Below are 24,887 nucleotides of genomic sequence, written 5' to 3' on the forward strand. Positions count from 1 at the left end.
ACATTTATTGTCGTCAAATCCTGCTGTATTCATTAATATCCTCGCTATAAGAAAAAGCAATAATAGATACGGGAAACCAATGAAAAAGCGGTATTCACATCGTGGACATTCCATTGAGTGCAGAGATGATATCTATACATCACTCGTCGGTGGTAGAACAGTATCAGGAAGTATGCTGGGCGTTAGACAGTGTATAGATTGGTGGTGTGACACGCGTATATTCCGCCGTCCGGCTGAATTTGAGCGTCAAACGTTCGGCACGCCACAAGCTCACTCAGCAGAAACGTATCGAGGTATTCAGATCATGAGTGATGAGAAGCAACCAGGCCTTTGGTACATTCTTGTACGTGGTCAGCTTCTCAAAGGTCCATTGCCTAAAATTAAGCAGTATATCGACACTCACTCACTATCTCGTTGATTGCGAAATCACTATACGTGTTCAATCCCAAGACTTTTGATACCATACGCGCATTGTGACGCGTCAAAGAGTGGATTATGAAAAACGATAACAGCCGTTTGGTGTATTCGACAGAAACCGGGCGAGTAAAGGAAGAAGTGCAAACGCCTCAGCGTGATAAAGGCGATGGCATTGTCCGTATTCAACGCCAGACTAAAGGCCGCAAAGGAAAAGGTGTGTGTCTGGTGACTGGGCTAGATATGGATGACACTCAACTAAAGCTCGTTGCTGCGGATTTAAAGAAAGTGTGTGGCTGTGGTGGTGCAGTAAAAGATGGGATCATCGAGATTCAAGGCGATAAACGCGATCAAATCAAAGCGTACCTTGAGAAGAAAGGTCACACGGTAAAATTGGCTGGCGGTTGAATCAATAGCCAGCAGGTTTTAAGAGCCAAGTTATACATGACGAACATAAAAAAGAGATGCCATTTGGCATCTCTTTTTTCGTTGTACCGCTTTAGTTAGAAATACTAAGTTTAGATAAACGAATTATGCTTTGTGACGCACGATAGCACCGCTTTGCAGGCGTGCTAGGTAGTCATTCATATCTGTTTTGATTTCAGGAACCAAACGGTACAGACCAATGATGTTAATCAGTGCCATGGCAAAGATCATCGCATCAGAGAAGTCGATAACCGGACCGAGGTTCATGGAAGCACCAATCACAACGAACACGCAGAATATAACCTTGAAGATCATTTCAGCGCGCTGGCTTTCACCAAACAGGTAAGTCCAAGCTTTCAGGCCGTAGTAAGACCAAGAAATCATGGTAGAGAAAGCGAACAAGATAACTGCAATCGCAAGAACATATGGGAACCAAGAGATAGCGCTACCAAATGCAGCAGAAGTCAGCGCAACACCTGTCAGTTCTTGTCCTGCATGAAGCTGACCCGTGATGATGATCACAAGGGCAGTCATGGTACAGATAACAACGGTATCGATGAACGGTTCAAGTAGAGATACAAAACCTTCTGACATGTGTTCATTGGTTTTTACCGCTGAGTGAGCAATTGCTGCAGAGCCTACACCGGCTTCGTTCGAGAACGCCGCACGTTTGAAGCCCTGAATCATTGCGCCGATAACACCGCCAGCAACACCCTCACCAGTAAACGCACCGTTGAAGATTGCAGCAAACGCGTCACCTACGTGGTTCAGGTTAAACAGAATAATAACCAGTGCAGCACCAACATAAACAACGGCCATCAATGGAACGACTTTCTCAGTCACTTTCGCAATTGACTTGATACCACCGATGATAACCACACCAACAATGATCGCCATGATCAGACCAAACAACCAGCCTTTATCCGCGAAGAAAGACATGTCGCCGCCAGTTACACCAACCACTTGTTTAAATGCTTGGTTTGCTTGGAACATGTTACCGCCACCCAAAGCACCGCCGACCGCACAAACTGAGAATAAAACGGCGAGGGTTCGACCAAGTGCTGGGTTACCACGTTTAGCAAGACCCTTGCTCAGGTAGTACATTGGACCACCAGAAACAGAGCCATCCGGGTTTGTCTTACGGTATTTAACACCGAGAGCACACTCTACAAACTTGGTTGACATGCCGAGCAGACCAGCAAGAATCATCCAGAATGTTGCGCCTGCACCACCGATGGAAATAGCCACTGCGACACCTGCAATGTTACCTAGACCAACGGTTCCCGAGAGGGCGGTGGTAAGCGCCTGAAAGTGTGAGACTTCACCAGGTTCATTTGGATTGGTGTAGTCACCTTTTACGAGGCGAATAGCGTGGGCGAAACCGCGAAAGTTGATGAAGCCGAGATAGAGTGTGAATACGATTGCAGCAACTACAAGCCAGAGAACAATCCATGGCGCTTGTGCATCTACAAATGGTAGGGGGATGGTGGAGAAAATCATACCCACGAATGGGTTTACAATTGGCGCAACTATTTCATTGATTGCTTCGTCGATCCCTGCCGCAGAGGCTGAGCTCGCAAACAACGAAAGTCCAGCAGTCGTCATTATACGTTTCATTACCGAGTCCTTTTTCTTATTTTATATTGCTTTCAGTGTTACCCGACAGCAAGTGTGTTGCATACTTGTTAACAAGCATTGCGCTGCGGATTATTTCACGTATAAACATATTTGCAATATATTTCGACCCCAGCTTTTTTGCTTTTCTAATAGCTTATATAAGGCTCACACTTTTCTGATTTTATAATTATCAAATATTTCTTTACGCGAATTTTGTTGCTGTGCACGTTATTGGGCAATATATGCACCACAATGTATGCACGAATATATTCTCCGCTTGGCTGATGCCTCTAAGGTCTTGTTGTCATTGGCCTAGGTGTATTTTGGGTGAAATGTGTAAAATTTGAAGAGAGCATCGTAATTTTATTCTGAAAATACAAAGGCTAATTTCTCGCACTATTATTGTGCGGTGTGTATTTATTTTAAGACTAGATATAAATAATAGAAAATTAGCACTGTAATTAGAAAAGTACTATCCAGCAATTAATTAGTAAATTCTCAAAAATGAGTCAAACGAAGCATAGGGTTTTAGTTCATCGCAAGTAAACTAATATTCAGTACAGCACGTTTGATATGGACACATTTCACTGCTTTATAGATATACATCACAATAAGAATATAAACCCAATATCAAGCCTATTCTAAGCATAATTAGTCAGTTGGTGGCATTCCTTTAATCATGATATTAATTGGAAAATTGAACTCGACATCAGGGCTATCGATAGCGGCATTTGCATTGGCGTGTGTTGTTGCTGCACTTGCGATTCGAGGTTACGCTGTATCTAACGAAAGCGCGCTGCACAGATACCTCCAAGTGCTGCCTTCAATTGCGTTAGAGATGATAAAAGCACAGAGCTCCCTAGAAGCGTCTGATGGGAAAGTGCTTGTCGAAAGTCAAATCATCATGCTTGAAGCATCATTCTCCAAGTTGTTGGCACGTCAGTCGTCAAGCTTTGACCAGCGTCGATTGGCCATGAAGATTGAGATCCAAAGAAGCGAGCCTTCTACAACGGAAAAGATTGATAGAGAATTGCATCGTTTTGGTTTTATTGAATGTGAACCCGAAGCCCACTTGGGATCGCAGATGACGACACTGATGGAGCCAACGCTGTTAACCTCAAAGCAACAACCGCAATATCAAGTCACACTTTGCTATCTCAATCGTGATGGTTCAATACTCAAATCCAGTGCGTCATCGACAAAGTAGTGATAACGCACGGGTTTGAATTGATGTTAGATACCCGTGCTGATTTCGATAACGTTACGTCATTGCATCAAAGTAAGATACGAAGGTAAATCCTCAACAAACCGCCGCTGCACATCCAAATACGTTTTACGATAGATATCGTCAATCATTTCGGGTGCTGGGAATTTTGTTGAAAAATCCGTGTGCTTGATGTCTATGGTTATCTCCGCCGCACGTTGCATGTGTGCAATGAACATGCGCGGATCTTCTAAACCCACAGCAATGCGTAACGTGGTCAGTTTTATTCCTGCATCCTCTCGCGCTTTACCAGACAATTCTGAATGGGTTGTCATCGCAGGGCAAAGTGCAACCGTATTGGTTTGACCCAAGCTAACCTGCATGCCGATCGCGGGTTCTAGCATATCGAAGAATTGCTTAAATGCATGCGGATCAACAGCGGGACGACCTGCTGAGCCTTCCATATCAATGGTAAACAGTGCTGCAGGCAAACCTAAGCGCATGTTGGACTGCATGAGCGGGTAATTCGGGCTCTCTGGCAGTGCAGGGCATGACACATTGATATCCGGGTGAAGGTCGAAAACTCTGGCCAGTGTCAGCGTATTGATGGTTTTTTGAAGTACACGCAGCTCGTAGGTTTTCATACCATTCAATACTTCAAATGCTTTATCCGCATCCAAAAATGCACCTTTGATGTAGTAAACATTCCAGAACAAGGTGTTATCCCATTTAACCGTGCGAGGCGTACCATTTGGTGAACTGGTAGTGACGCTGTCACCTTTAGGGATGAACATATCTTCGTTACGACCAATAACCACGCCTGCAGTTGTTGTTCCTGATCCAGCCAGTTCTTTGGTGTAAGAATGAATCACAAAATCAGGGCGTTCCATTGGGTCTTTACGTTTCAATACTGGATGCAGAAATGGCGTCCCGACCGTCGTATCTGCCACAATTACCCAGTCCCGCTCATGGGCGGCGCGACTAATGCCGGCAACATCCAACACAAAGCCATGAGGGTTGCATGGGCTTTCGAGGTAAACGTATATTTTACGACCTTCGCTGATGCGGTCTGCATATTTTTCAGCGGCAGCATCTAAGGCGTGTGCAAACGCTGCTGCGTCATAACCATCAACCCATTCAACCGTAACATCAAGGTTGGAGGACTTTCGATACCAGTCTTGAAGCAGTTGGTATGAACCACCGTAGATATTGCGGGATGCCAATACGATGTCTTCACGTCCGAGAAGATGGCTGAGTAGGCCGTCAATGGCGGCCATGCCTGAGTTAAAATTCCAAGCCAGATATTGATCCGCCATATCGCCAGCCTCAATGTCGACAATATGATTGGCAAGGCTAATGGACGTTGGGTTCAGCAGGCGTGAGTAGATCTCGTGTAATGGCTCTCTACCGTTAAACGCATCTTCTACCCATTCAGTACAAGCAAATAGATAGGTCGCTGTTCTTGTTATTACAGGGCTGGCGGAGAATATCGCTGCCACGTTATCAAAGATAGGGTAAGCGCCTTTCGCAGCAAAGTGCCCGTTCTTAGTGGCGATAGATTGGTAAGTCGCTCGCATGGGGTTTTGCAGATTATCGAGGATCTTCGCTAACTGAAATGACAAGAATCGTTTGGCATTAAACCAAGCAATGCGATCGTTGCGGTCGAGATCCGCCAAGCCATCCATCGTGATAGCCCAAAGGTCATGAGTATGGTGATTCGCGCGATACAATGTCGTAGCCAGCTCAACAAGCGCCTCACCAAACTCGGAGCGAGTATCAATACCGAAGTGCTGTGCCTGTTCGATTGCCAGCGCTTCCGCCTGTTCGTGTTTGGTCGTGTTGCGCAGTGGACTGAGTTGCGTCGCCTTCGTCATGCTCTCTCCGTTTAACAATCTATGCCCAATGTCATGCTCTTAACTTAGCAAAGGTGGAGAGCTGAAAAATTGCCATTTCTGCTTGTTAAATGTTAAATATTGGCAATATCTGCCAACTATAGATATTTGTGCGCTATACCTTGATTGAATCATGGATAAATAAAAACAGGACTGCTATGGACATCAATCTCGATAACATCGATAAGAAGATTCTTAATGAACTGCAAATGGAAGGGCGCTTAACCAATCAAGAACTGTCAGACAGAGTGTCACTCTCTCCATCGCCTTGCTTACGTCGTGTTCGTGCTTTGGAAAAAAAAGGCATTATTACTGGTTATCATGCGGTGGTTGACCAGGAAAAATGTGGCTTACCGATTAACGTGTTTGTTTTAGTTAAACTCGAAAAACCGACCGAAGAAAACATGCTCAAATTTGAAGCATTGATTGATCATATGGATGAAGTGTTGGAGTGCTTCCTCATGACTGGCACCCATGACTATTTGCTGCATGTAGTGAGTGAATCACTGAAAACCTATGAGCGTTTCATCCGACGAGAACTCACACGCTTGCCCAACATTGCTGCCATTGAGTCCAGTTTTGCTTTTGGTCAGGTGAAGAAGCGTAGACGCTTACCTCTGTGACAACGTGTTAGCGTTTTAGCAGAGGAATACCAATGCGACATATGGCGCTTTACAATACGACAAATGGCGCTCATAATTTAACCATTGTCGAGAGAGGTGTTTATGTACGCACAGCAGTTGATGTCACTTGGTCTTGTTAAAAAAGGGCAGGTGGTTAACCAAGACACGGAGCTAGAGATAATCCGTCACGGTTTAACGGTGAAGCAAGCTCGTAAAGTCATGGCAGAAATGGCCATGACCAGCGGGGAGTGGGTGTCATTGATTGGCCTGAGTCCACGAAGCCTTCAACGTAAAAGTGATACGGATTTACTCACGCCATCACAATCTGAAAAGACTCTCGCTATTCGTCGGGTTGTCGATCTGGCTATCGAATATTACGGCGACAAGCAAACCGCACTCGACTGGCTTAAAATGCCTCAAGTCGCGTTTGGCGGTAATGCCGCGGTTGATTATTTGGATACCAATACAGGCATTCAATACGTGGAGACCATTCTCAATCGACTCATGCATGGTATGACGGCGTAATGGAAGTTTTTCGATTATCGGTCAAGAAATTTGCCGATTTGAGTGGAATGGGGGGCATGTTTGGTTCTGGTCGGTGGCATCATAAAGGCCAGCCAATTCTTTATACTGCGGGATCTCGTTCATTGTCAGCACTTGAGCGTTTTGTGCATGAAAGCCCAGTGCAAATGCCAAACCTCGTGATGATGACTATCTATATTCCCGATGACCTGGCGATTCAACGCGCTAGCGAGCAAGAATTACCAACGGGCTGGGACGCAGTTCCTGATGCGGATGTTTCTCGAAATTATGGGACAGATTGGCTGCGAGACGGTAATACTGGCGTCATGCAACTTCCGTCAGCCATCATTGCCAGTGAATACAACTTCCTCATCAATCCCGTTCACCCAGACAGCACTAAAATAAAAGTCATCGATCAGCGTGATTTCTATTACGACAGTAGACTTAAGCGAATGATGCGATAGCAAATCCATGCTCATAAGGCTTATACAGTCAAAGACGCTTAGGGTGATGAAAGGCGTTAGTCTGTCAGCGTCGATAGAGCTTACGGTGGTGAATCATTTATATAGCAGCTAATTAAAAAGGCAGAATAGCGAGCCGTAAACTCAACCAATTCTGCCTGTAAATGGTGCCATTTATGAGTTGGAAAAATCAGTAAGCATGATGAATGCTTATTTTTTCAACAAATCCTTCAAATTGGCAAAAGGATTGTGAGTTGCAGACTGATGATCATCTTGTCCTGCTTTGATTTCTGTGCCGAATTGATGGTGATCGATGTATTTTGAATGCTCATGATCATGACAAAACAGACACAACAACTCCCAGTTGCTGCCATCTGGCGGGTTATTAGTATGGTCATGGTCGACGTGGTGAACGGTGAGTTCACGCAAATTTGAGTAAACAAACTCTCGCGCACAGTGTCCGCATACCCATGGATACAGTTTCAGTGCTTTTTCTCGATAACCACTTTCTTGACGAGCATAGCTGGCACTGGTTCCGCAATAATCTGATGACATGTTGATTTCTTCTTATCTGTCTTTTAGCCTGCGAACAATATACCAAACAGCCACCCAGTTACCAATTTCCAAATCAAGGTTTTGCAAGAACCACATCACATGTCTAGCGCCTTGACGAAGTCGAGTACTCCGCGCATCGCGCTAATAATTCCCAGAGTAAGAAGAAGCACCAGGAAATCCATTTCGTGGGAGGCTTCTTAATACACTAGTAATTATATACTTTATGGTAAATAGATAATTACGTTCAATAGACTAAAGCCAATGAGAAAAGAGAGGACTTGATAGCATGAGGGAACCACATTTCAATCTATCGCATATCTTATTTAACATAAGGCACATAATGCGCACTGGGAGTGTAAGAGCAAAGTAGTAATGTCCGGTTTGAGCAATTTAAAAATGTCCTCTAGTTCTTGATGAACAACTTCGCTTCTAGTGACCGAGACATTAATCGATTCAAAGTACTTCAAGATGTTCGAGAACGACGACTTCGACAAATCGATGCTGCAGCGATCCGAAGCATTACGCCTCATCAGGTTCGCCGTTTACTCGTTTCACTAAAGCGTTTTTAACATCCCAATAATCTTCGTCGCCTTTTCGAAGTGGTCGAGTTTGTGTTTCTGTATCCACCAGGTGGCGGCTTCCATGAGTAACTCTGGGTTGTCATTCTTGTTGGCAAAGAAGGCGTAGAAAGAGACGCTCACGCTCTCTCCTTTGGTTTGGATTTTCTTATTGCAGACGTTGATAACTTTTTCACGCAGTGATTCTCTCATTAAATTTCTCCAAAGTTTGTGGTTAACGCGAAACACTGTACATAAACACAGTTTCAACTAAAAGTGGCACTTCTTGTTTATTTGATCGCGCGATCCTTCTTTGTTTTTGGGTGGCACGCTATAGTGAGCAAATCAAACCGCATAGGAGAATGTGAATGGCTGGAATTATGGCTTTAGACGTTTTGTTGTCTTCCATGAAGCCTGCGCTGATGGATGGCGAATATGTTTTTTGTGTTGTACCTGGCAAGCTCGAAGATTATATCGGCCTTACTCCTCTAGCGACCTTTCAGGAAAGCGAAGGGTTAACGTTATTACTTGATAAGTCGGTCGCTGAGTCAAAGGGGCTCACTTTTGACTGCGCGTTTAAACAGATCACGTTGACAGTACATTCCAGCTTGGAAGCGGTGGGTTTAACGGCTGCGGTGTCGACAAAGCTGGCAGAGAAAGGTATCAGTGCCAATGTGATTGCCGCTTACTATCACGACCATATCTTTGTTCAAGCGGAGGTCGCGCAACGTGCCCTCGCCGCTCTGCAAGAATTCAACGAACACTGATCGCGTTAGCTTCTCGCCTTTGCCTAACTGTGTACTTCCATGTTCATCGTTTGTGTCTTGATGCAGTGATGGGCTTACCGTTGTTCAGAACAACAAAGTATTTACCTTTAATGAACGCACCTAGCAAGGTTTGACTGCTGACATCACGCCATGACTCTGAGAATGCACTCCCTTCGTCGGCCGCAGCTGAGAAGTCGTGAATATCGGTTAATTGGACGGTTTGCTCATATTTAAGGGCATCACGGCTAACAAAGCCGCCAAATGGATAGTAAACAAGGCTACCGTCTTTGAGGTAAGCGGGGATCAGCGATGACCCGCCATGAGGTTTTGCGTCATGAAGTACGACAGATTTGTCGTTATGTTGGTATCGAATCGCTGGCATAATTAATAATACTGTATATACATACAGCAAATTCTAGTCGAAATGAAAACTACGGCAAGTGCCGTGACGAAGCCTCCTTACTCTATTGATATATCAACGGCACAAAGGCAGAGAAAGTAAATCGGCTTCAATAGGACTTCACTCTTTGACTCAGGGTCACTCAATAGATTGATTATGTGAGGTTCGTAGGGATTAGGTGCTATGTCTGATGCCTGCGCCCTTTGCTTTATTGCTATGGACACTGGCTTTGACCGTTAGGCAGAAAGGATCAGTGTTGATCGAGAAGCATGATGATGTCATCCAGCATGTCTTTTTCCCCTTGCTTGTTTCTTGGGTAATCAAGGTCGACACCAATATCTTTGGAGAACTTACGGTAGTACTTAGGGAGGTGCGAGAGGATGTAGTCAGAGCACTCGGGCTGCTTGTTATGTATGAAGTTACTGATGATACGCTCGTAGCCGGCAACAACATCGTGAACCCCGTTATTTTGAACGAAGAACTCGTTTTTGTTGTCTTCTAAAAACCGAATATATCGGTTTTCAGTGAGATATTTATCGAGCAGTGCTTGTCGAATACACGACAACACGATCTTCGATGCCCGCTTGGGCTTGATGTCACCGCTGTCACGCAATGAGTCGAGAATTCTTTGCTCGAGGTAGTCGTGATACTTCTCATTATTAAAGAAATCACTCCCTACACGCTCGAAGAACGTTTCGTATTTTTTTTTCTGAATCCAGCTCGTCAGAATCCATTTCATAGTCATATCAACGCAGTTATCACCCGTCGCTAACCTATCATTATTCAGATCAACAACATCGCTTCGATGGAAAAATTTGCGTTTTGTGCAGCATTTTTAGATGCAGCCAGGTAAGAGTGTACACATCATCGCCAAAATATGTGTGACTCTTCTCTCTTTTGATTTCCTATTAGTCAACCTAGAGTGCGTCTGGTTGAGTATATTTGCGATCGTCATCATGTGAATAGGTTGCGTTTTGCTATCTAATAGTTGTGACATATTTCTGAAACATAAATGAAATTTGGATGCTAGGAGTCATCATGACGACATTCACCCTCGGCCGAAAAACGATCATCAATGAGTGCTCGTTGGAATATGATTGGGTTCGGCAGCAAGTGGCAGAAGGGACAGAAAGTGGGCTCATCATATCCGCGATACAGCGCTGCTTTGGTGGTGATGAAGAAACCGCGGGATTATTTTTTGATATTGCGATTGGAGAAAGTTCGCCAGGTATATTACTTGCTCATCTCAGCATGATAGGTTGGACAGCACATAGGGAATATGATGCCTACTCTGAGCCGCGTGATGCTTATTCGGCGTAATATAATATGAGTGATTCTGCTTTGTCAGCGTTAGCTTTTGATGGTTGACAGAAAGATAAATAATAACGTGGACAGCGCATTGTGCCCTGTCCACAGGTGTTCAATGTCAATGATGACCGTATGGTCTCAATTACTGTTTGAACAGTGCCATCACCATCGGCACAACTTCAATCCACACAAACACACCAATACCCACCCAAACAGCCAGCCAGAACAAACGGCCTAACCACGTATTGCGTGAGTGATAGCGGGCAGGATCTGGCTCTCCACATCCTGTACAAGCAAGTGCGCGCTTGGAGACTTGTTTTTCACAAACAGGGCAAGCAATTAATGGCATGGTAACTCTCTTCCTTCAGTAGTTATTTTATTTTCTGCAATGGTATTACGTCGCGACCATTCGCTCTAGCGCTTTTCGGCAAAATTATTTGGAAATCCCCTGCTGATGACCAGTAAACAACGAAAAAGCATGAGATAAGCAGATTTCTCATTTTGAGAAACTAATCTCATCTGTTCCTCATTACGGCTTTCATTTTAGGAAGCCTGATATCTTCCAGACTCAACTGAAACAGAAAAATATATAACTATCAATGCATTGAAATATGGCATGGTTGTTGTAATAAGAGAGAACCTCTGCATTGTTGGATAGCACTTATGCGCAAATATCTATCGCTATTGTCTCTTGCTGTGTTCTTCTCGCTAGAAGCGCATGCTGATGTGCCTTTTGATACTTGCCCTAGTCAGGCATTTTTGTTCCAGAGTTCCCCGAGTAAATTGTACGGCGTGAATCTCGCGACTGGCGGGTACTCAGAACTCGCTGCAACGACTGGCTTAAATACACATATTAATGCGGTAGGCTTTAACGATACTGACAGATACATATATGGTTTTGACTACGATAACGTGAATGTCATCCGTATCGGTAAGAATTATGCGGGTGAACAACTCTCAGTGTCAGGGCTCCCGGAAGGCCAGCGCTTTATCAGTGGTGACGTGCATGACAATGTGTACTACTTGCATCAAAGAGCACTGGGCCTTTTCAAAATTGACCTTTCACCTCTGCTAACAGACTCCTCCTCCATACTGATAGCAGAAGCGATCGAATCTAATTTGGGGACGTTAAGGGCATCAGACGTTGCAATCAACCCCATTGATGGGAAGCTCTATGCGGTTGATAACCCCAGCTATGACCTTTATCAAGTCGATTTATCTACCGGAAACGCAGAGGTCGTCACTAATATGTCCACTGATATTGGTGTGCCATCGGGCGGATTTGGCGCCATATATTTTGATGTGAATGGCAACCTTTACCTGTCACGAAATACGGATGGGAAAATTTTCCGGGTCGATTTGTCTGATGAAGATGAAATCGCCTCTGGAGATGTTGCTGTCGAGCACTTTGCTGACGGCCCTGCTTCCGCCCAAAACGATGGCGCACGTTGTGCCAACGCCCCTATTGTCGACGAAGATTCCACGATAGATTTCGGCGACGCGCCTGATAGCTATCTAACTTTGCTTGCCTCGAATGGCCCTCGTCATGAAATCAATACAGGCTATTACCTAGGTGCTATCGCACCAGACAGCGAAGGTGACGGCTTTATCTCACCACTTGATGACAATAAAGCAGGTTTTGCCGACGAAGACGGTGTTGGTTTTGTGACGACTCTAGAAGCTGGCAATACCGCTATTGTGAGTGTTCAAGCGTCTACAACAGGTTATTTGTCAGCATGGATTGATTGGAACCAAGACGGTGACTTTGAAGACCTTAACGAAAAAATTATTTCAGATAATTTGTTAAGCGCGGGCACCAATGCTCTAAGCATTGCTGTGCCTGTAGATGCAGTTATCGGTTCAACCTGGTCGCGTTTTCGTTTCGCTGAAACCAGCGGGTTAAATTTCTATGGCGGCGCAACAACAGGTGAAGTGGAAGACCACCCAATTACGGTTATGGAAGACGGTTCATCACTACGTTATTACCCAAGTTCAAGTGGTTACGCCACAGTAGCGTATGAAGATAATTGGCCCAAAGAAGGCGACTATGACATGAACGATGTGGTTATTCGTTTTCGCGTAACTGAAACCCTTGACGAAAATGACAAAATAACCCGAGTGCTCATTCAAGGCTATCTTGCTGCTTACGGTGCGGGCTATCACAATGGGTTTGCCTTTCGGCTCGGCGGTTTGAGTCGCACAGACATTAATGCCGCAACCACGTTAACGCACAATGCGGTAGTACAAGAACATAATGGCCTTGAACTAGATGCCAATGAAGCCATTTTTATTGTGTCTGATGATTTGAAGCAAAAACTCCCTTCAGGCTGCATGTATTACCGAACAGCACAACACTGTCATGAAGCCATCTCTTTTGAATTTGAAATTGATGTGTACTTTGACGAAAGCGTTGATACCAGTTCACTCATGTCTATGCCATATGACCCCTTTGTGTTCGCAACCCCCGGTGCGTATGTTCGTGATGGGCTTTGGTATAACCCTGGGCGCGGCCTTGAGATCCATTTAGCCGATCAGGAGCCTACCGAAAAGTTTGACACATATTGGTACGGTTGGTGGTCTGATTCGAGTGACCCAGGCAGTGACCGTTACTTTAAAACATCATCTAACCACCCTTGGGCGTTGCTCATTACGGACCAATGGAGTTGGCCACGAGAGCATGTTGACTTAGTTGACGCCTACGCTGAGTTTGCTGGCTATGCGGAGTCCGCAGGTAACAACAACGTTAATTGGTATCTCTTAGAGAAAGCCACCACTGATAAAACCTTTGCGCCTGAGGATTAATCCCCATGAATAGACTTCTTTCAATAACATCATTAATTACCCTGCTGACAGCGTGTGGCGGAGGTGGTGACGGCGGTGATGCAGTATCGGTCACTAAAACAGATGACAGCGGTGCTTTTGAAAATCCTATTGCCACGGGTACGCCAGAAGACGCTAACGAACCTGAGACGCTGGGCATGCAGGTCGACAACTCGGGCGGGCTCGCAAACATTCCCACTACCGTCTCGAGTTCTGCAACGTCAATGAGTGCCACTGTCGTCCCCGATGGCTTCTCCTACAACCCAGTGCTTGAACAATTTTTTGTGGTCGATATTCGTGGTTATTCTGTATCTCCCGCTTACATCACGGTATATGGAGAGTTCACAGAAAATGATGATGGTACATTTACCGCCCATTACAACAGTCAGATTGTTGCTGCATCATTAGAAAACGGGCAAACCACATTGAACTACGTGTCTTCTGATTCGCAATTCTATGTACTTGCTGAGGTTTGGTTCTACGATGGCACCAATCCGGTTCAAAAACGCATTCCTAATACAGAATCGAGTTGGGTGTGGTAACTCAGCATCTCAATGGGATGAGTGACTGGCTGTACGTGGTTATTAAAAGTGTCTAGGTATCAGAGATCTGGCGCTTTTTCCAGCGAAATATCGCTTTATGAACCCTATCCTATTGATTGCTACAGGTACACAAACGGCTAATTTTAGGGATATTCACATCAACACAGGTATAAAGTTAATCTCGGTTCGGATGATATATTAACATCATCAATGGAAAGTTATAGTGCGTTAATTGATATAAAAAAGAGCAGTACACTGCTCTCTTGATGTAGGCATGTGATATTAATCTCCGAAATCATGGACGCCTAATTTGAGGACATCTGAAGCGTCAACCCACGCAACTTGTCCGCAAACAGTGCAGGTGCACTCCGATGCCTCAGCAAAGCGCTCATCCATCGGAGGGGCTGTTAAGGCACGAATAGCAGGATCATGGTGTGCTTGCTCTCGCACTTCATGCCCTGTTTCCGCTTCACAATTTTCGCAATACCACATATGTACACTCATCGCTTTCTCCTTGGGTGTTATCTCCTTTATCGCGGTGAGTGTAATTTCATATTGGTTCCAATTTTTGATGCATTTTTGAGACAAATGCAAATTCGTTTTTAGACGTGGCAATGACAACGCACTCTCCCCCTTAAAGTGAGCGAATACATTGATACCTGCATAGGAGAGGAACAATAAACTAACTGGCGTTAGTGGCGAAGAGTATTAGGGCCTTTCACTTGAGATGACGGGCAACTTACCGAACCAAACGCACAGAATACGCAGCAGCAAGCATCTTGAGCGACCAATGCTTCATGGCAACTCTCACACTCATAGTGCTTCTTAGGCGCGTCAATTGGCATCATTTCGGTTTTCGTGTGCCCACAAAATGGGCATGTGATATCTGACTTTAGAATGACTTTCATCTTATGTGTCTATCCTTTACCTCAATGCACACGTCATCATTTAAGCGTGGAACATGCATCCAATGATTGCCAGCCAGTATGGCAATATTCCCGCTATTAATTGGCAGATTATCGCCTGAATAAGAAAAAGCCCCGCGAGTGCGAGGCTTAAGAGGCTTCATCCAACCTGTAAATTTCCGTAGAGGGTTTGATAAACCCCCTCTTCTTTGACCAGCTCTTGGTGATTGCCACTTTGTGCGACTTTGCCATCTTCCAACACGTAAATCAGATCGGCCTGTTTCACAGCAGATAAGCGGTGAGCCACAATCAAGGTCGTGCGACCTTGCAGGAAGTTGTTCAATGCATCATGCAATGCTGCTTCTGTTGCAGTATCCAATGCTGATGTGGCTTCATCCAGAATCACGAGCTTTGGATTGGTGAGTATCATGCGGGCGATAGCCAAACGCTGACGTTGACCGCCAGACAATTTCAGCCCTTGTCGTCCGAGTTGGGACGATAGCCCATCATCTAATCGTTCAACCACATCGCTTAGTTGCGCAATTTCTAGTGACTTCCACAGCTGCTCATCGGAGAAATCTGTACGCCCTAACGTCAGGTTCTCTCGTAACGTATCATTGAATATCACCGGCTGTTGCAGTACAACGGCCGTATGTTGGCGCAAGGTTTCATAACCCACGTCTTCGACACGCTGACCATTGATCATGATGTCACCATCGGTCTTGCGGTAAAGCCCAAGCAAAAGCTGTATTAACGTGGATTTACCGCCGCCTGACGCGCCAACTAATGCAACACGTTTACCAGCAGGAATCGCCAACGACAATCCATTCAAAACAGTTTTTTCACTGTTATAACCGAACGTCAAATCACGGCATTCCACACCAAAGGTGTCGAGACCCGCTAGAGGGTCTTTCTCAGACGCGCTCTTAGGTTCTTCTTCGAGCGCTAACAGACCGTTGAGTCGTTTCATTGCGGCTGATGCACTAAACCAAGCGTACTGAATGCCTAACAGTTCTTGAATCGGACCCAGCATAAACCACAGATAACCGAATACTGCGAAGATTTGACCAATAGACAGATCACTAAACAGCACCATGAGCATGGCTGCTGCTCGGAACAACTCAAAACCGATCAAGAACATCAGGAATGACACACGGCTTGCCGCTTCTGATTGCCACGCATACTTATCGGCGTCGTGACGAATAGACTCCGCATCGCCTTTCAGTACATCCAGATACGCTCGCTCACGGTTAGCGGCGCGAAGCTGATAGATGCCATCCAAGGTTTCAACTAAACGTGTCTGAAAACGTTCAAAAGATTGGTTTTCGGCCTTTTTAAGATGCTTAACGCGCTGACCCATTTTGCGTGACAGGAAAATCACCAACGGATTCACAAGAAGAATGAAAAGCCCCAGCGCCCAATCGAGCCACAACAAAATCACGGCCGTACCGAATACGGTCAGTACGCCAACTACAAATCGGCTCAGGCTGTTTCCGATGAAGGAATCGATGGTTTCGATATCCGTGACCAGATGCGAGCTTACCCCGCCGCTGCCACGTTCTTCGAACTCCTTCATGCTGACACGACCGAGCTTATCGAGTAGCTGCTGTCGAATGAAACAAGTGATCGACTTTGACACCAAAGTAAACTGACGGCTTTGCCAGATGTTCAGTGCTTGGCTTACCACACGCATAACAATGACCAATAACAACACCATGACGATATAGCTAGCGGGCTGCTGCAAAGACTCAGGCAATAAGTTGTTAAAAAATGCAACGCCTTGAGCGGGCTTGTTAAGCAGAACCTCATCAACCATCAATGGCATAAACAGCGGAATAGGCACACTGATCAATGTGGCGCATACCGCGATCAAATTGGCTGCAATAAGTTGCTTCTTATGCTGTTTCGCTTGGTCAATTAACCATTGCGTCGACAGCGTTGTTAAAACTCCATTACTCACTGTGTCTCCAAACTTTTCATTTTTGTTATTCTTTTGTGGTTTCTGTTTGAGTGTAACCGAAAACACCCCAGCATTGCCGGGGTGTTTTTCTGGACGTTACTAAAGCTTACGCATTATTAGAAAACGTATTCGGCTTCTAACCCCCAATTACGTCCTGGTTGACTACGGCGATCAATTCCTGACTCATCTTTATCGAAGCCTGCAAGATCTTCATAGTCCCAATACTCTTTATCAAAGACGTTAAAGATACCGGCACGCACCGTTAAATAAGACATAGGACGATAAAACGCCGTGACATCCGTGACACCGTAACCTGCAGCATTGACGTTATCTACGTTGTTGGCATTGCTCCAATCTGAGCCAGATTTGCCCGCAACCGTTTTAAGTGAAACCTTACCGCCATAAGTGTCTTCAGGGTTCGAATAACCCAACGCAATGTACGCGGTTAAAGGTGCGACCGTGTCTATTGCTTCGCCATTGGTTTTGTTTTCACCTTTAGCATAAGCAATGCTCATGTCTGAATACATCCCCATTGGCGCGCCCACTAAGTAGTCCAGCGCAAGTTGCGCTTTGAACTCAGCGCCGTAGATTTCAGCACGACCAATGTTTTCGGTCGTCCACACTTCTTTTCCGTCTGGCCCGTTGGCATCAACTAATCGGTTTTCAATGAAGTTTTTGTAGTCATTGAAAAACACTGCGGCATCGAAGCGTCCATAAGGCTGCTTCAGGCGCAGACCAGTTTCGTATGAGATGCTTTCTTCTGCTTCAAGATCCTGGTTAGGAATGAAGGTCGCACCTGTGTCGTAAAAGTAGTAGAGATCTTGTAGCGTTGGCGCTTTGAATCCCTGACTGATTTGCGCAAAAGTACTGAACGACTCCGTCCAATGGTAAACCGTGCCTAGACGCCCCGTAAATGCGTGGTTATCCGCGTCAGCATAGGTGCTGTTACCTTTCGGACTCGCGCTGAAACTGTCATAACGAAGGCCAGCATTAAGAACCAGAGCCTCATTCATCAGGAACATCTGATCTTGCACAAACACCCCCCATTTACGGGATTCAGCATTCGGCACTTCTGGTGTGGCATCCGTGACCAAACTGGTATCAAGATCGATGTTGTTGTAGTTCAGGTTAAATTCATTGGCGACATAATTCGCGCCGTATACGACTTCGTGATAGCTGCTTTCAAGCTCAAACGCTTTATTGAACTGAATATCCGCCTGCCATGCCTCGTCTTCACCGATACGTTGACGATTTCGGTTTGAAACCGTGGTGCCAAATGGTGTGGTTTTAGTCAAGGTATCGGTATTATCGTGCTGAGATTCTGATTTTAGATACGCAACTCGCCATTCCAATGAATCAAAGCCTTGGTTATTCGCTTGCCACTGGTGCTCAACGCTATAACGCTGGCGTGAATCTTCATCAGAGGCGCGGGTATTCGAGTAAGCGTAAATATAGGGCCCAAACGCGATCACATCACCTTCATCTGAAAGTCGGTCAACGTCTTGCTCTCGGTTAAAATGCTCAACCGTCACACCAATACGGTGCGCGTCATTAAGTTGGTAATACGCTTTAGCTAACACGTTATCTGAGTTGAAATCCACCGGATCTGCCGCCCCACGATCAGGACCATTAATATCTGGGCCGCCGTAAGTTTGGGTTTCATGACCATCTCGATGGGTGAATATCAACAAGGTTTCCAGATCGCCAGTACGGTTCGCCAATGTCGCGGTGGCTTTGTAGCTTTCATCAGCACTGAAATAGCCGCCTTTGACGGAAGCATAAGAGTCATCGCCCTCACCTTCCAGTAAGTCGTCTGGATTTTTGGTACGAATGATCACGGCACCAGCCAATGCATCACTGCCATATAGGCTGGAAACTGGGCCTTTGTTGATTTCAACGCGCTGGAGGGTATCGGTTTCTAACGTGTTGTTGTATTTGCGCATGACGTCTGCGCCTGGGTTATAGGTGCCAGGTAATTCAACGCCATCCACAATGGTTTTGACGTAGTTTTCGTCGCGACCACGAATATTGAAGCCTGTTAAACCGAATCGACCATTGCCGGCCATTGACACACCCGGCTCAGCATCAACCGCTTGTTTCATATTTTGTGACAAGCTTTCTTCTAGATCTTCGCTGGTTACCACATCGACTGAAGCAGCGATATCACTGATTTTTTGCTCACTTCGGGTTGCAGATACAACCACTTCGTCAAAGGTATACACATCCTGTGCTGATGCACTTCCGGCGCAGAATATCCCCACCAAAAGCGCCAGCTTGTTTTTCTTGATTATCATGATATTTACTCTAAAAAAGGCAATAGGAAGCCGCTCACACTGGCCTCAGCGCAAAATTATTATTTTTATGTGAAATTTGGCTCTATGCCCGAAGAACTCAGAGCGTTAAGGTTATTCGGGTATTTACGGACACAGAGCCTTTATCGGAAAGGCGTTACACGTTCTCTTTCATTGATTTAACGTGTCCTTCATCGAGATGGACGACAGAGAGGAGATCTTCGCCTGTCACGTCGAATGCTTGGCCGAAGCCTTTTACATAACGCCCAATAACAGGGTTCAAGCGGTAAAGGCGGAAATCACCCAATTGGCTGAGGTTATCGATCATCTCACCAAGACGCGTTTGCATGACATCAACGCCTTGCTTCCAGTGATCAGATTCACGCTCGATCAGTTCTGCGTTAGTATCGAAAGACAAACGGCGACGGGCGAAAATAGAGCGCGCTTCACCTTCGTCTTCAATCATCATGATCGACACCGCTTTGCTGTTTTTCAGGTTCTGACCGTGAGTCGCCAAATCACTAACAAGGATGTAATAGCCTTTTTCTGAAAAGGCAAAAGGGGCATAGCTAGTGTGTGGTTTGCCATCTTTGTCTACCGTGCCCAGTTGCAACGTTTTACGGGCATCTCGGAACGCTTGAATTTCTGGTCCCAAACGGTTTTGTAGACGTTCTGCTTTATCAATCATTTTGCCAACTCCTGTTTCATGGCGTTAAACAGTTCAATTTGCTCAGGGAATAACTGTCGCTTCTTGTCGCGACCCAAGTAAATTTTAAATACACAGTGGCCAGTGCTATCAAAGAAACCAATGTAATGGCTTTCAGACCCACGGAATGGTTTGCTGACGAAGACGATGTCAGACACGAGATCCAATCGAAGGTGACCGTGTAACTGACCTTCCTTGCCCATCAAGTTGTAATAGCCGTGAGCAAATTTACCTTTAGGAAACGGCGCCTTGAATTCAAAAACCGAACCGGCAGAGTGAACAATGGTGGTCACTTTTCCCCATTTAGGCATGACTTCTAAAATGCCCTGACTCAACTCACCCTCTGCGCGCGCAATCATTTCTTGTGGCAGCGCCAAGGTGATTTCGCCTTCCGTCAGTTTCAGGCTTTCCACCATATTTGAAACAGGGGTATGCACATCTTCGGCAAGATAGTCTGCGACGCGTTGTTTGGCTTCTGACGTGACGATAATCGCTTGTTGCATGGTAAATACTGCTCCTATGCCGCGACGTGTGTCGCTTCGTTCTTAATAACGTTTGAATTGCCCGTAGGCGTATTGCTTTGTAATACTTCAATCAGGTTTTGAGCCAAGGTGACTGCCCAGAACTGCCCGGCTAATGTCAGGCTGACATACCCGCCACCAGCGACTGACACAACCTCAATGCCCGTATCCGACGCTGCTTCATCACCTCTTTCAAGGTAGACCAAGCCGTTTCGCTCCCATGCATTAAACAAAGGAATTAACGCCTCAAAGGTACCGATGCCGGCAACACGATCAAGTTTGCTTTGTGCGAGTACACCCGCATCAAATCCCGATTTCACTTCTGCGGCGACTGCGCGATTTGAAGGTGCTATCGTCAGCATAGTGACAGGGTAACGCCTTTCTGATATCGCCGACTTGTAAGTGTCCATATCGCGAGTTTGCATCATTTGGCAGCCATTGACGTTGCCGCCAGCGCCAGCGCCAAGCGGCATAATTTCCGCCGTGGTTTTGGCCAATGAGTTATAAATGCTTCGTTCTCGGTTATCCGACGCCCAATGGTTTACGCTAAGACGTTTTTGATGATGACGGGCCATAAATTTCACGCCCATGTCGAACATGGTCGCTTTCATTTGCGTGTCAGCGGGATGAGGTAATTTGCCTTGCTCAACCATTTTGGCCATTGGTAGACCTTGCATCTCAATCAACTGATACAAATCAACACCGTGAGCACCGGACTCCATATAGTCCTGCAAATCTTGTTGCCAAACGTCGAGCGTTTGATACGGGAGGCCGTAAAGCAGGTCCAGAACAATGGGAGCGGCGTTATAGGACACCAAGGTTTGAATGGTTTTCAGCACGTCTTCACGATCATCAAGACGTTTTGCGCTTCTGCGAACATGAGAATTAAAACTCTGAACGCCAAAAGAGAAGCGATTCACCCCAGCATCCAGCGCCGCTTCAAATTTGTCGAGACCAAACCGATTAACACGCCCTTCAAGAGTGATTTCACAATCAGGTGTCAATGGGAATTGGCTGCGAATATCAGAAACGATCGTGTGAATCTGTTTAGCGGATAAATCGGTTGGTGTTCCACCACCAATATATACCGCCTGAAACGGTGCTGCTTGTGTCCACGTTTGTGATGCTTTCCATCGAATTTCTTCACGCAGCGCCGCAACGTAACCTTCAATTAATGACGAACTGGAAGCGTATTGAAAGAAATTGCAGTAAGTGCAACGCACGCGACAAAATGGAATATGGATATACAGGCAACGCGGTGCAAGGGTATTGGCTGGCGCTAAGGCGTGCGCCTCTTCAAGGGAAATTTGAATGTCTTCCCCTTTCACTGAGTGCATCATGCCGCCAGCATGAGGACTTTTTTTGCGTGAAAATGCAAAACGAAGTGGATCTGGGGTTTGTTGCCCAACCAGTTCTACATTGTGTAAATCAAAATTCATCGCCAGAAACGACCTTCTAAAGACAACAGCACCACACAACGGCCTGTTTTCAATTCGAATACATCATATTCATATCAAATGATAATGCAACTGATAATTGATCTCATTGGCATTTCATGCATAATGCACACTGAATTAATCGTTTTCACGAAGCAGGAGAAAAGTGTGAACGCTCGACGGTACGTTGTGTGTGGTGTCGTTTCAGTTGCGCTGCATAGTTTGGCCCTTTCGGCTCAGCAGCCTCCACTCCCCCAGTTTGCAATTAGCGATGCCCATGCTGGTAGTCGTGTTGCTATCCAACTTGTTGCCGCTCACGTGCCACCGCCAGAGCCTATTGCGGAAAAAAGCACTGACGAGAAATTAGAAAAGGTAACCGTGCCTAAAGACAGGAATAGCACGCCTGTAGAAAAACGTTCGGTCGTGGAAAACCCGAAGATTGAAAAGCCGGTTGTCGATAAGCCTAAATTGGATAAGCCAATCGCTAAAAAGCCCAAGACGATAGAACCTAAACCCGTTCAAAAAAAGATATCTAAGCCTGCCGACAACGCTAAGCCTATCGAAAAAATCAAGCCCATCGAGAAGCCTAAGAAGCAAGCTACAGACAACAAGCCAATAGACACCCGCGCTAATGCGCAGATGAATCAAGCCAAAGACAGTGCGCCAGTGATGGTTGAACGGCCGCAGTTTAAAGTTCGCCCATCTCAGCCTGCCTATCCACGTATGGCTATGCGAAAAGGCATGCAAGGTAATGTATTAATTGAAGTATGGCTCGATGAAGGTGGCAAACAAATCAAACAAGCATTAGTGAAAAGCTCGGGCTTTGACCTGCTTGATAGTGCCGCCATGAGCGCGGTAAAAAAGTGGCGATTTCAAAGCCACACAGTTAACGGTGTTGCATTAGCACACCGAGTCAGAATTCCTGTTCGTTTTAATTTGGATTAACCATGTTGGATTTACACTTTTTCTCATCCATTCACGCTCAGCTGGGCATCATGACTTGGCCGTTGACTATTCTCTCCGCGCTGATGCTGATGCTGATTGTCGAGCGCCTAATTTTCGTGGCTCTCAACACAAAAACCCACAGTCGAAGTCTTCAAAAAGAGATCTACACCCTTTCACTGACAAACGACGACGAGCTCAATCGCTACGTCGAAAACCATCAACAAGAAAAAAGCACGTTATCACAAGGGCTTTGTATGTTGATTAGCCATCGTCAATTTACTAAATCGCTTCGCGAAGAAGCCGTTAGTATTTGGCTTCAAAAAAAGCGCCGACAATTTACCTCGGGCCTCAAATTACTGAACGTGATTGGCGTACTTAGCCCTTTGATTGGCCTTTTAGGTACCGTTATCGGTTTGATTGAGATGTTCAAAGGCCTTTCCGCTACTCAAGGCGGCATATATCCAGCAGAGCTTGCAGATGGTCTAGGTTTGGCCATGTCCACCACAGCGGCTGGTCTCCTGATCGCCCTTCCCGCCATAGCTGCATCTCAGTTATTTAGCCTTTGGGCAGACCGTACATTGGCGAAAATAGAATACGTGCTTAACCATTTCAATTTACATCTTGCTGGTGTGTCTTTTGATGAAAGTGAGATGTGTTGCGCCAAAGTGACCCGTTGCCCGCCGACTTGCTCAAGCCAAGTTTCTGCACGAAATACCGTTTCGGATGACGCCGCATGATTCAATCACGTCCTGACAACGAAATAAGCACGTTTACGCCCGACCTGACGCCGCTGCTCGACATCATTTTTATTGTGATGGTGTTTCTATTGCTGACCGCCAACGTGGAATTCAAAAGCATGGAAATCGCTATTCCACAAACCAACGACAGCGCCGTGTTGGATTCCCCAAATCAAAATGTCATTGCCATCAATATATTAGCGGGCTCTCCCGCGTGGGCAATTCAAGGCATACCAATGGATGACTGGGAAGCGTTCACGAGCGCCTTATTAGACGCAATAAAGGCAAATCCAGATAAAACCGTGGTCATAGCCGCAGATAAAACGGCAGATGTACAAAGCATGCTCAAAGTGCTGGCCTTTATGCAAAACAACAAAATCACTGCCACTAACATTGTGATGGAAGAAGAATGAAAACGAATACATCAATTAAAGCGCTCTCATTAACTCTTTGTATGTTGATCAGCCCACTCTCTATGGCAGCAGACAAAGAGACCCGCATTATTAGCGCAGGTTCAACCGTGACAGAATTGCTCTTCGCACTCGGTGCTGACAATAACGTGGTCGCTGTCGATTTAACCAGTCGCCACTATCTCGATCAACGAGACATTCCAGTGTTGGGCTATCACAGACAACTCGCCGCAGAAGGTCTTCTTGCACTCAGCCCTACTCACTTACTCGGTTCGCCAGATATGGGACCTGATTCAACATTGCAACTGCTTAAGCAAGCAGGTGTCACCGTTGAAGCCTTGCCAACAGGCAATTCCATTGACGCATTTCATGACCGTGTCGATACCATTGCGCAAATCACCGATACACAGCAACAAGGTGAGCTTATTAAAAAGCAGGTTGAAGAAAGAATCGGCGCGTTGAATGCACAACAACCCGTTAACGCACCTTCGGTTCTATTCATGATGCTCTCGGATGGTAGGCCTGTGACCGTGGCTGGCGATCAAACCACCGTCAATACCGTTATCCAATTGGCTGGCGGCAACAATCCAGCCGCAAAAGAAAGCACCAGCTACAAACCCCTTTCAGCGGAAGCTATCGTGACGATGCAACCCGACTACATATTGGTGTCGGATCGCACATTGGAACAAGTTGGTGGCATGGATGGGATGCTAAAGCAACAACCTCTGCTTGCCGCTACCCCGGCGTTTCAAAACAACAAGGTGATTCCTATCCGTGGTCACTCGATTTTGGGCGGGTTTGGATTAGCAAGCCTTGAGTTGGCAACGTCGCTTAATACCCGTTTTAACAACGATAACTAACACGCAGC

General features: G+C 45.8%; 28 protein-coding genes. 14 read left to right on the forward strand and 14 right to left on the reverse strand.

The genetic code is table 11. The annotated features are described in order from the left end of the window. Positions 1–79 precede the first annotated feature (79 nt). Both AC3CIC_RS17850 and yciH read left to right on the forward strand, forming a co-directional pair. Positions 80–418, forward strand: coding sequence for a DUF3319 domain-containing protein (locus AC3CIC_RS17850; protein ID WP_394209656.1), 339 nt, complete (start codon positions 80–82; stop codon positions 416–418). 77 nt (positions 419–495) lie between these two features. Then, a complete protein-coding gene (gene yciH / locus AC3CIC_RS17855) occupies positions 496–822 on the forward strand; it encodes a stress response translation initiation inhibitor YciH (RefSeq protein WP_488516564.1) in 327 nt (108 codons plus the stop codon). 123 nt (positions 823–945) lie between these two features. Here yciH and AC3CIC_RS17860 read toward each other — a convergent pair whose 3' ends face one another. Next, on the reverse strand, positions 946–2,457 hold the full coding sequence (locus AC3CIC_RS17860) for an alanine/glycine:cation symporter family protein (protein ID WP_488516565.1): 1,512 nt from the start codon (positions 2,455–2,457) through the stop codon (positions 946–948). A 679-nt stretch (positions 2,458–3,136) separates the two neighbouring features. On the opposite strand from AC3CIC_RS17860, the gene AC3CIC_RS17865 reads away from it, so the two are divergent. Beyond that, positions 3,137–3,664, forward strand: coding sequence for a hypothetical protein (locus tag AC3CIC_RS17865; protein ID WP_394209660.1), 528 nt, complete (start codon positions 3,137–3,139; stop codon positions 3,662–3,664). A gap of 59 nt (positions 3,665–3,723) precedes the next feature. Here the strand turns inward: AC3CIC_RS17865 and AC3CIC_RS17870 are convergent, their stop codons facing one another. Then, on the reverse strand, positions 3,724–5,535 hold the full coding sequence (locus AC3CIC_RS17870) for a PLP-dependent transferase (protein WP_488516566.1): 1,812 nt from the start codon (positions 5,533–5,535) through the stop codon (positions 3,724–3,726). 176 nt (positions 5,536–5,711) lie between these two features. On the opposite strand from AC3CIC_RS17870, the gene AC3CIC_RS17875 reads away from it, so the two are divergent. The 3 genes from AC3CIC_RS17875 to AC3CIC_RS17885 all read left to right on the forward strand — a co-directional run bounded on the left by AC3CIC_RS17875 (position 5,712) and on the right by AC3CIC_RS17885 (position 7,162). Continuing rightward, positions 5,712–6,176, forward strand: a complete 465-nt coding sequence (locus AC3CIC_RS17875) for an Lrp/AsnC family transcriptional regulator (RefSeq protein ID WP_016958715.1) — start codon at positions 5,712–5,714, stop codon at positions 6,174–6,176. 102 nt (positions 6,177–6,278) lie between these two features. Then, complete coding sequence (gene parS, locus AC3CIC_RS17880) at positions 6,279–6,701, forward strand: type II RES/Xre toxin-antitoxin system antitoxin (protein WP_488516567.1); 423 nt, start codon at positions 6,279–6,281, stop codon at positions 6,699–6,701. Continuing rightward, entirely contained in the window at positions 6,701–7,162 is a 462-nt protein-coding gene (locus AC3CIC_RS17885; RefSeq protein WP_017003487.1) for an RES family NAD+ phosphorylase, read from the forward strand. The genes parS and AC3CIC_RS17885 overlap by 1 nt, the downstream gene beginning before the upstream one ends. Positions 7,163–7,369: 207 nt before the next feature. Here AC3CIC_RS17885 and AC3CIC_RS17890 read toward each other — a convergent pair whose 3' ends face one another. Beyond that, complete coding sequence (locus tag AC3CIC_RS17890) at positions 7,370–7,714, reverse strand: YajD family HNH nuclease (protein WP_488516568.1); 345 nt, start codon at positions 7,712–7,714, stop codon at positions 7,370–7,372. A gap of 554 nt (positions 7,715–8,268) precedes the next feature. Continuing rightward, the gene (locus tag AC3CIC_RS17895) at positions 8,269–8,484 is read right to left on the reverse strand and encodes a DUF6500 family protein (RefSeq protein WP_488516569.1); all 216 of its coding nucleotides are present in this window, start codon (positions 8,482–8,484) and stop codon (positions 8,269–8,271) included. 155 nt (positions 8,485–8,639) lie between these two features. On the opposite strand from AC3CIC_RS17895, the gene AC3CIC_RS17900 reads away from it, so the two are divergent. Continuing rightward, positions 8,640–9,038: an ACT domain-containing protein gene (locus AC3CIC_RS17900; RefSeq protein WP_016958720.1), complete on the forward strand. Its 399-nt coding sequence runs from the start codon at positions 8,640–8,642 to the stop codon at positions 9,036–9,038. A gap of 43 nt (positions 9,039–9,081) precedes the next feature. Here the strand turns inward: AC3CIC_RS17900 and AC3CIC_RS17905 are convergent, their stop codons facing one another. After that, positions 9,082–9,420 carry a hypothetical protein gene (locus AC3CIC_RS17905; protein WP_488516570.1) on the reverse strand — a complete coding sequence of 113 codons (339 nt, stop codon included), beginning with the start codon at positions 9,418–9,420 and terminating at the stop codon, positions 9,082–9,084. A 268-nt stretch (positions 9,421–9,688) separates the two neighbouring features. Then, positions 9,689–10,177 carry a hypothetical protein gene (locus AC3CIC_RS17910; RefSeq protein WP_371732545.1) on the reverse strand — a complete coding sequence of 163 codons (489 nt, stop codon included), beginning with the start codon at positions 10,175–10,177 and terminating at the stop codon, positions 9,689–9,691. 299 nt (positions 10,178–10,476) lie between these two features. Between AC3CIC_RS17910 and AC3CIC_RS17915 the strand changes: the two genes are divergently transcribed. Then, positions 10,477–10,758, forward strand: a complete 282-nt coding sequence (locus tag AC3CIC_RS17915; RefSeq protein ID WP_016958723.1) for a hypothetical protein — start codon at positions 10,477–10,479, stop codon at positions 10,756–10,758. A gap of 130 nt (positions 10,759–10,888) precedes the next feature. Here AC3CIC_RS17915 and AC3CIC_RS17920 read toward each other — a convergent pair whose 3' ends face one another. Beyond that, positions 10,889–11,095, reverse strand: a complete 207-nt coding sequence (locus tag AC3CIC_RS17920) for a hypothetical protein (RefSeq protein ID WP_016958724.1) — start codon at positions 11,093–11,095, stop codon at positions 10,889–10,891. A gap of 314 nt (positions 11,096–11,409) precedes the next feature. Between AC3CIC_RS17920 and AC3CIC_RS17925 the strand changes: the two genes are divergently transcribed. Both AC3CIC_RS17925 and AC3CIC_RS17930 read left to right on the forward strand, forming a co-directional pair. Next, positions 11,410–13,548, forward strand: coding sequence for an LruC domain-containing protein (locus tag AC3CIC_RS17925; RefSeq protein WP_394209672.1), 2,139 nt, complete (start codon positions 11,410–11,412; stop codon positions 13,546–13,548). A 5-nt stretch (positions 13,549–13,553) separates the two neighbouring features. Further along, positions 13,554–14,108 carry a hypothetical protein gene (locus AC3CIC_RS17930; protein WP_488516571.1) on the forward strand — a complete coding sequence of 185 codons (555 nt, stop codon included), beginning with the start codon at positions 13,554–13,556 and terminating at the stop codon, positions 14,106–14,108. A gap of 282 nt (positions 14,109–14,390) precedes the next feature. Here the strand turns inward: AC3CIC_RS17930 and AC3CIC_RS17935 are convergent, their stop codons facing one another. The 7 genes from AC3CIC_RS17935 to hutW all read right to left on the reverse strand — a co-directional run bounded on the left by AC3CIC_RS17935 (position 14,391) and on the right by hutW (position 21,930). Further along, positions 14,391–14,612 carry a hypothetical protein gene (locus AC3CIC_RS17935; protein ID WP_016958727.1) on the reverse strand — a complete coding sequence of 74 codons (222 nt, stop codon included), beginning with the start codon at positions 14,610–14,612 and terminating at the stop codon, positions 14,391–14,393. Between the two features lie 188 nt (positions 14,613–14,800). Continuing rightward, positions 14,801–15,016: a GDCCVxC domain-containing (seleno)protein gene (locus AC3CIC_RS17940; protein ID WP_394209676.1), complete on the reverse strand. Its 216-nt coding sequence runs from the start codon at positions 15,014–15,016 to the stop codon at positions 14,801–14,803. Positions 15,017–15,173: 157 nt separating this feature from the next. Continuing rightward, positions 15,174–16,973, reverse strand: a complete 1,800-nt coding sequence (locus AC3CIC_RS17945) for an ABC transporter ATP-binding protein (RefSeq protein WP_488516572.1) — start codon at positions 16,971–16,973, stop codon at positions 15,174–15,176. Between the two features lie 116 nt (positions 16,974–17,089). Next, positions 17,090–19,267, reverse strand: coding sequence for a TonB-dependent hemoglobin/transferrin/lactoferrin family receptor (locus AC3CIC_RS17950; protein WP_488516573.1), 2,178 nt, complete (start codon positions 19,265–19,267; stop codon positions 17,090–17,092). Positions 19,268–19,421: 154 nt separating this feature from the next. After that, complete coding sequence (gene hutZ / locus AC3CIC_RS17955; RefSeq protein ID WP_016958732.1) at positions 19,422–19,952, reverse strand: heme utilization protein HutZ; 531 nt, start codon at positions 19,950–19,952, stop codon at positions 19,422–19,424. After that, a complete protein-coding gene (hutX, locus tag AC3CIC_RS17960) occupies positions 19,949–20,473 on the reverse strand; it encodes a heme utilization cystosolic carrier protein HutX (protein WP_488516574.1) in 525 nt (174 codons plus the stop codon). The genes hutZ and hutX overlap by 4 nt, the downstream gene beginning before the upstream one ends. 14 nt (positions 20,474–20,487) lie before the next feature. Beyond that, the gene (gene hutW, locus AC3CIC_RS17965) at positions 20,488–21,930 is read right to left on the reverse strand and encodes a heme anaerobic degradation radical SAM methyltransferase ChuW/HutW (protein WP_488516575.1); all 1,443 of its coding nucleotides are present in this window, start codon (positions 21,928–21,930) and stop codon (positions 20,488–20,490) included. Between the two features lie 165 nt (positions 21,931–22,095). Between hutW and AC3CIC_RS17970 the strand changes: the two genes are divergently transcribed. From AC3CIC_RS17970 to AC3CIC_RS17985, 4 genes are read left to right on the forward strand one after another with little or no spacing between them, the layout of a single operon-like run. Next, the gene (locus AC3CIC_RS17970) at positions 22,096–22,872 is read left to right on the forward strand and encodes an energy transducer TonB (protein WP_488516576.1); all 777 of its coding nucleotides are present in this window, start codon (positions 22,096–22,098) and stop codon (positions 22,870–22,872) included. A gap of 2 nt (positions 22,873–22,874) precedes the next feature. Then, the gene (locus AC3CIC_RS17975; RefSeq protein WP_488516577.1) at positions 22,875–23,609 is read left to right on the forward strand and encodes a MotA/TolQ/ExbB proton channel family protein; all 735 of its coding nucleotides are present in this window, start codon (positions 22,875–22,877) and stop codon (positions 23,607–23,609) included. Continuing rightward, positions 23,606–24,022 (forward strand): ExbD/TolR family protein, encoded by a 417-nt coding sequence (locus AC3CIC_RS17980; protein ID WP_488516578.1) that lies wholly within the window; start codon positions 23,606–23,608, stop codon positions 24,020–24,022. Before AC3CIC_RS17975 ends, AC3CIC_RS17980 begins: the two co-directional genes overlap by 4 nt. Then, positions 24,019–24,879, forward strand: a complete 861-nt coding sequence (locus AC3CIC_RS17985; protein ID WP_488516579.1) for a heme/hemin ABC transporter substrate-binding protein — start codon at positions 24,019–24,021, stop codon at positions 24,877–24,879. The genes AC3CIC_RS17980 and AC3CIC_RS17985 overlap by 4 nt, the downstream gene beginning before the upstream one ends. The last annotated feature ends 8 nt before the right edge of the window (positions 24,880–24,887 follow it).

This window comes from Enterovibrio sp. QJM3NY_24, from assembly GCF_057786035.1.

Excerpts from the sequence above, each read along its gene's own strand:
- AC3CIC_RS17850 (WP_394209656.1), top strand. The coding sequence starts at position 80 with ATGAAAAAGCGGTATTCACATCGTGGACATTCCATTGAGTGCAGAGAT.
- yciH (WP_488516564.1), top strand. The coding sequence starts at position 496 with ATGAAAAACGATAACAGCCGTTTGGTGTATTCGACAGAAACCGGGCGA.
- AC3CIC_RS17860 (WP_488516565.1), bottom strand. The coding sequence starts at position 2,457 with ATGAAACGTATAATGACGACTGCTGGACTTTCGTTGTTTGCGAGCTCA.
- AC3CIC_RS17865 (WP_394209660.1), top strand. The coding sequence starts at position 3,137 with ATGATATTAATTGGAAAATTGAACTCGACATCAGGGCTATCGATAGCG.
- AC3CIC_RS17870 (WP_488516566.1), bottom strand. The coding sequence starts at position 5,535 with ATGACGAAGGCGACGCAACTCAGTCCACTGCGCAACACGACCAAACAC.
- AC3CIC_RS17875 (WP_016958715.1), top strand. The coding sequence starts at position 5,712 with ATGGACATCAATCTCGATAACATCGATAAGAAGATTCTTAATGAACTG.
- parS (WP_488516567.1), top strand. The coding sequence starts at position 6,279 with ATGTACGCACAGCAGTTGATGTCACTTGGTCTTGTTAAAAAAGGGCAG.
- AC3CIC_RS17885 (WP_017003487.1), top strand. The coding sequence starts at position 6,701 with ATGGAAGTTTTTCGATTATCGGTCAAGAAATTTGCCGATTTGAGTGGA.
- AC3CIC_RS17890 (WP_488516568.1), bottom strand. The coding sequence starts at position 7,714 with ATGTCATCAGATTATTGCGGAACCAGTGCCAGCTATGCTCGTCAAGAA.
- AC3CIC_RS17895 (WP_488516569.1), bottom strand. The coding sequence starts at position 8,484 with ATGAGAGAATCACTGCGTGAAAAAGTTATCAACGTCTGCAATAAGAAA.
- AC3CIC_RS17900 (WP_016958720.1), top strand. The coding sequence starts at position 8,640 with ATGGCTGGAATTATGGCTTTAGACGTTTTGTTGTCTTCCATGAAGCCT.
- AC3CIC_RS17905 (WP_488516570.1), bottom strand. The coding sequence starts at position 9,420 with ATGCCAGCGATTCGATACCAACATAACGACAAATCTGTCGTACTTCAT.
- AC3CIC_RS17910 (WP_371732545.1), bottom strand. The coding sequence starts at position 10,177 with ATGAAATGGATTCTGACGAGCTGGATTCAGAAAAAAAAATACGAAACG.
- AC3CIC_RS17915 (WP_016958723.1), top strand. The coding sequence starts at position 10,477 with ATGACGACATTCACCCTCGGCCGAAAAACGATCATCAATGAGTGCTCG.
- AC3CIC_RS17920 (WP_016958724.1), bottom strand. The coding sequence starts at position 11,095 with ATGCCATTAATTGCTTGCCCTGTTTGTGAAAAACAAGTCTCCAAGCGC.
- AC3CIC_RS17925 (WP_394209672.1), top strand. The coding sequence starts at position 11,410 with ATGCGCAAATATCTATCGCTATTGTCTCTTGCTGTGTTCTTCTCGCTA.
- AC3CIC_RS17930 (WP_488516571.1), top strand. The coding sequence starts at position 13,554 with ATGAATAGACTTCTTTCAATAACATCATTAATTACCCTGCTGACAGCG.
- AC3CIC_RS17935 (WP_016958727.1), bottom strand. The coding sequence starts at position 14,612 with ATGAGTGTACATATGTGGTATTGCGAAAATTGTGAAGCGGAAACAGGG.
- AC3CIC_RS17940 (WP_394209676.1), bottom strand. The coding sequence starts at position 15,016 with ATGAAAGTCATTCTAAAGTCAGATATCACATGCCCATTTTGTGGGCAC.
- AC3CIC_RS17950 (WP_488516573.1), bottom strand. The coding sequence starts at position 19,267 with ATGATAATCAAGAAAAACAAGCTGGCGCTTTTGGTGGGGATATTCTGC.
- hutZ (WP_016958732.1), bottom strand. The coding sequence starts at position 19,952 with ATGATTGATAAAGCAGAACGTCTACAAAACCGTTTGGGACCAGAAATT.
- hutX (WP_488516574.1), bottom strand. The coding sequence starts at position 20,473 with ATGCAACAAGCGATTATCGTCACGTCAGAAGCCAAACAACGCGTCGCA.
- hutW (WP_488516575.1), bottom strand. The coding sequence starts at position 21,930 with ATGAATTTTGATTTACACAATGTAGAACTGGTTGGGCAACAAACCCCA.
- AC3CIC_RS17975 (WP_488516577.1), top strand. The coding sequence starts at position 22,875 with ATGTTGGATTTACACTTTTTCTCATCCATTCACGCTCAGCTGGGCATC.
- AC3CIC_RS17980 (WP_488516578.1), top strand. The coding sequence starts at position 23,606 with ATGATTCAATCACGTCCTGACAACGAAATAAGCACGTTTACGCCCGAC.
- AC3CIC_RS17985 (WP_488516579.1), top strand. The coding sequence starts at position 24,019 with ATGAAAACGAATACATCAATTAAAGCGCTCTCATTAACTCTTTGTATG.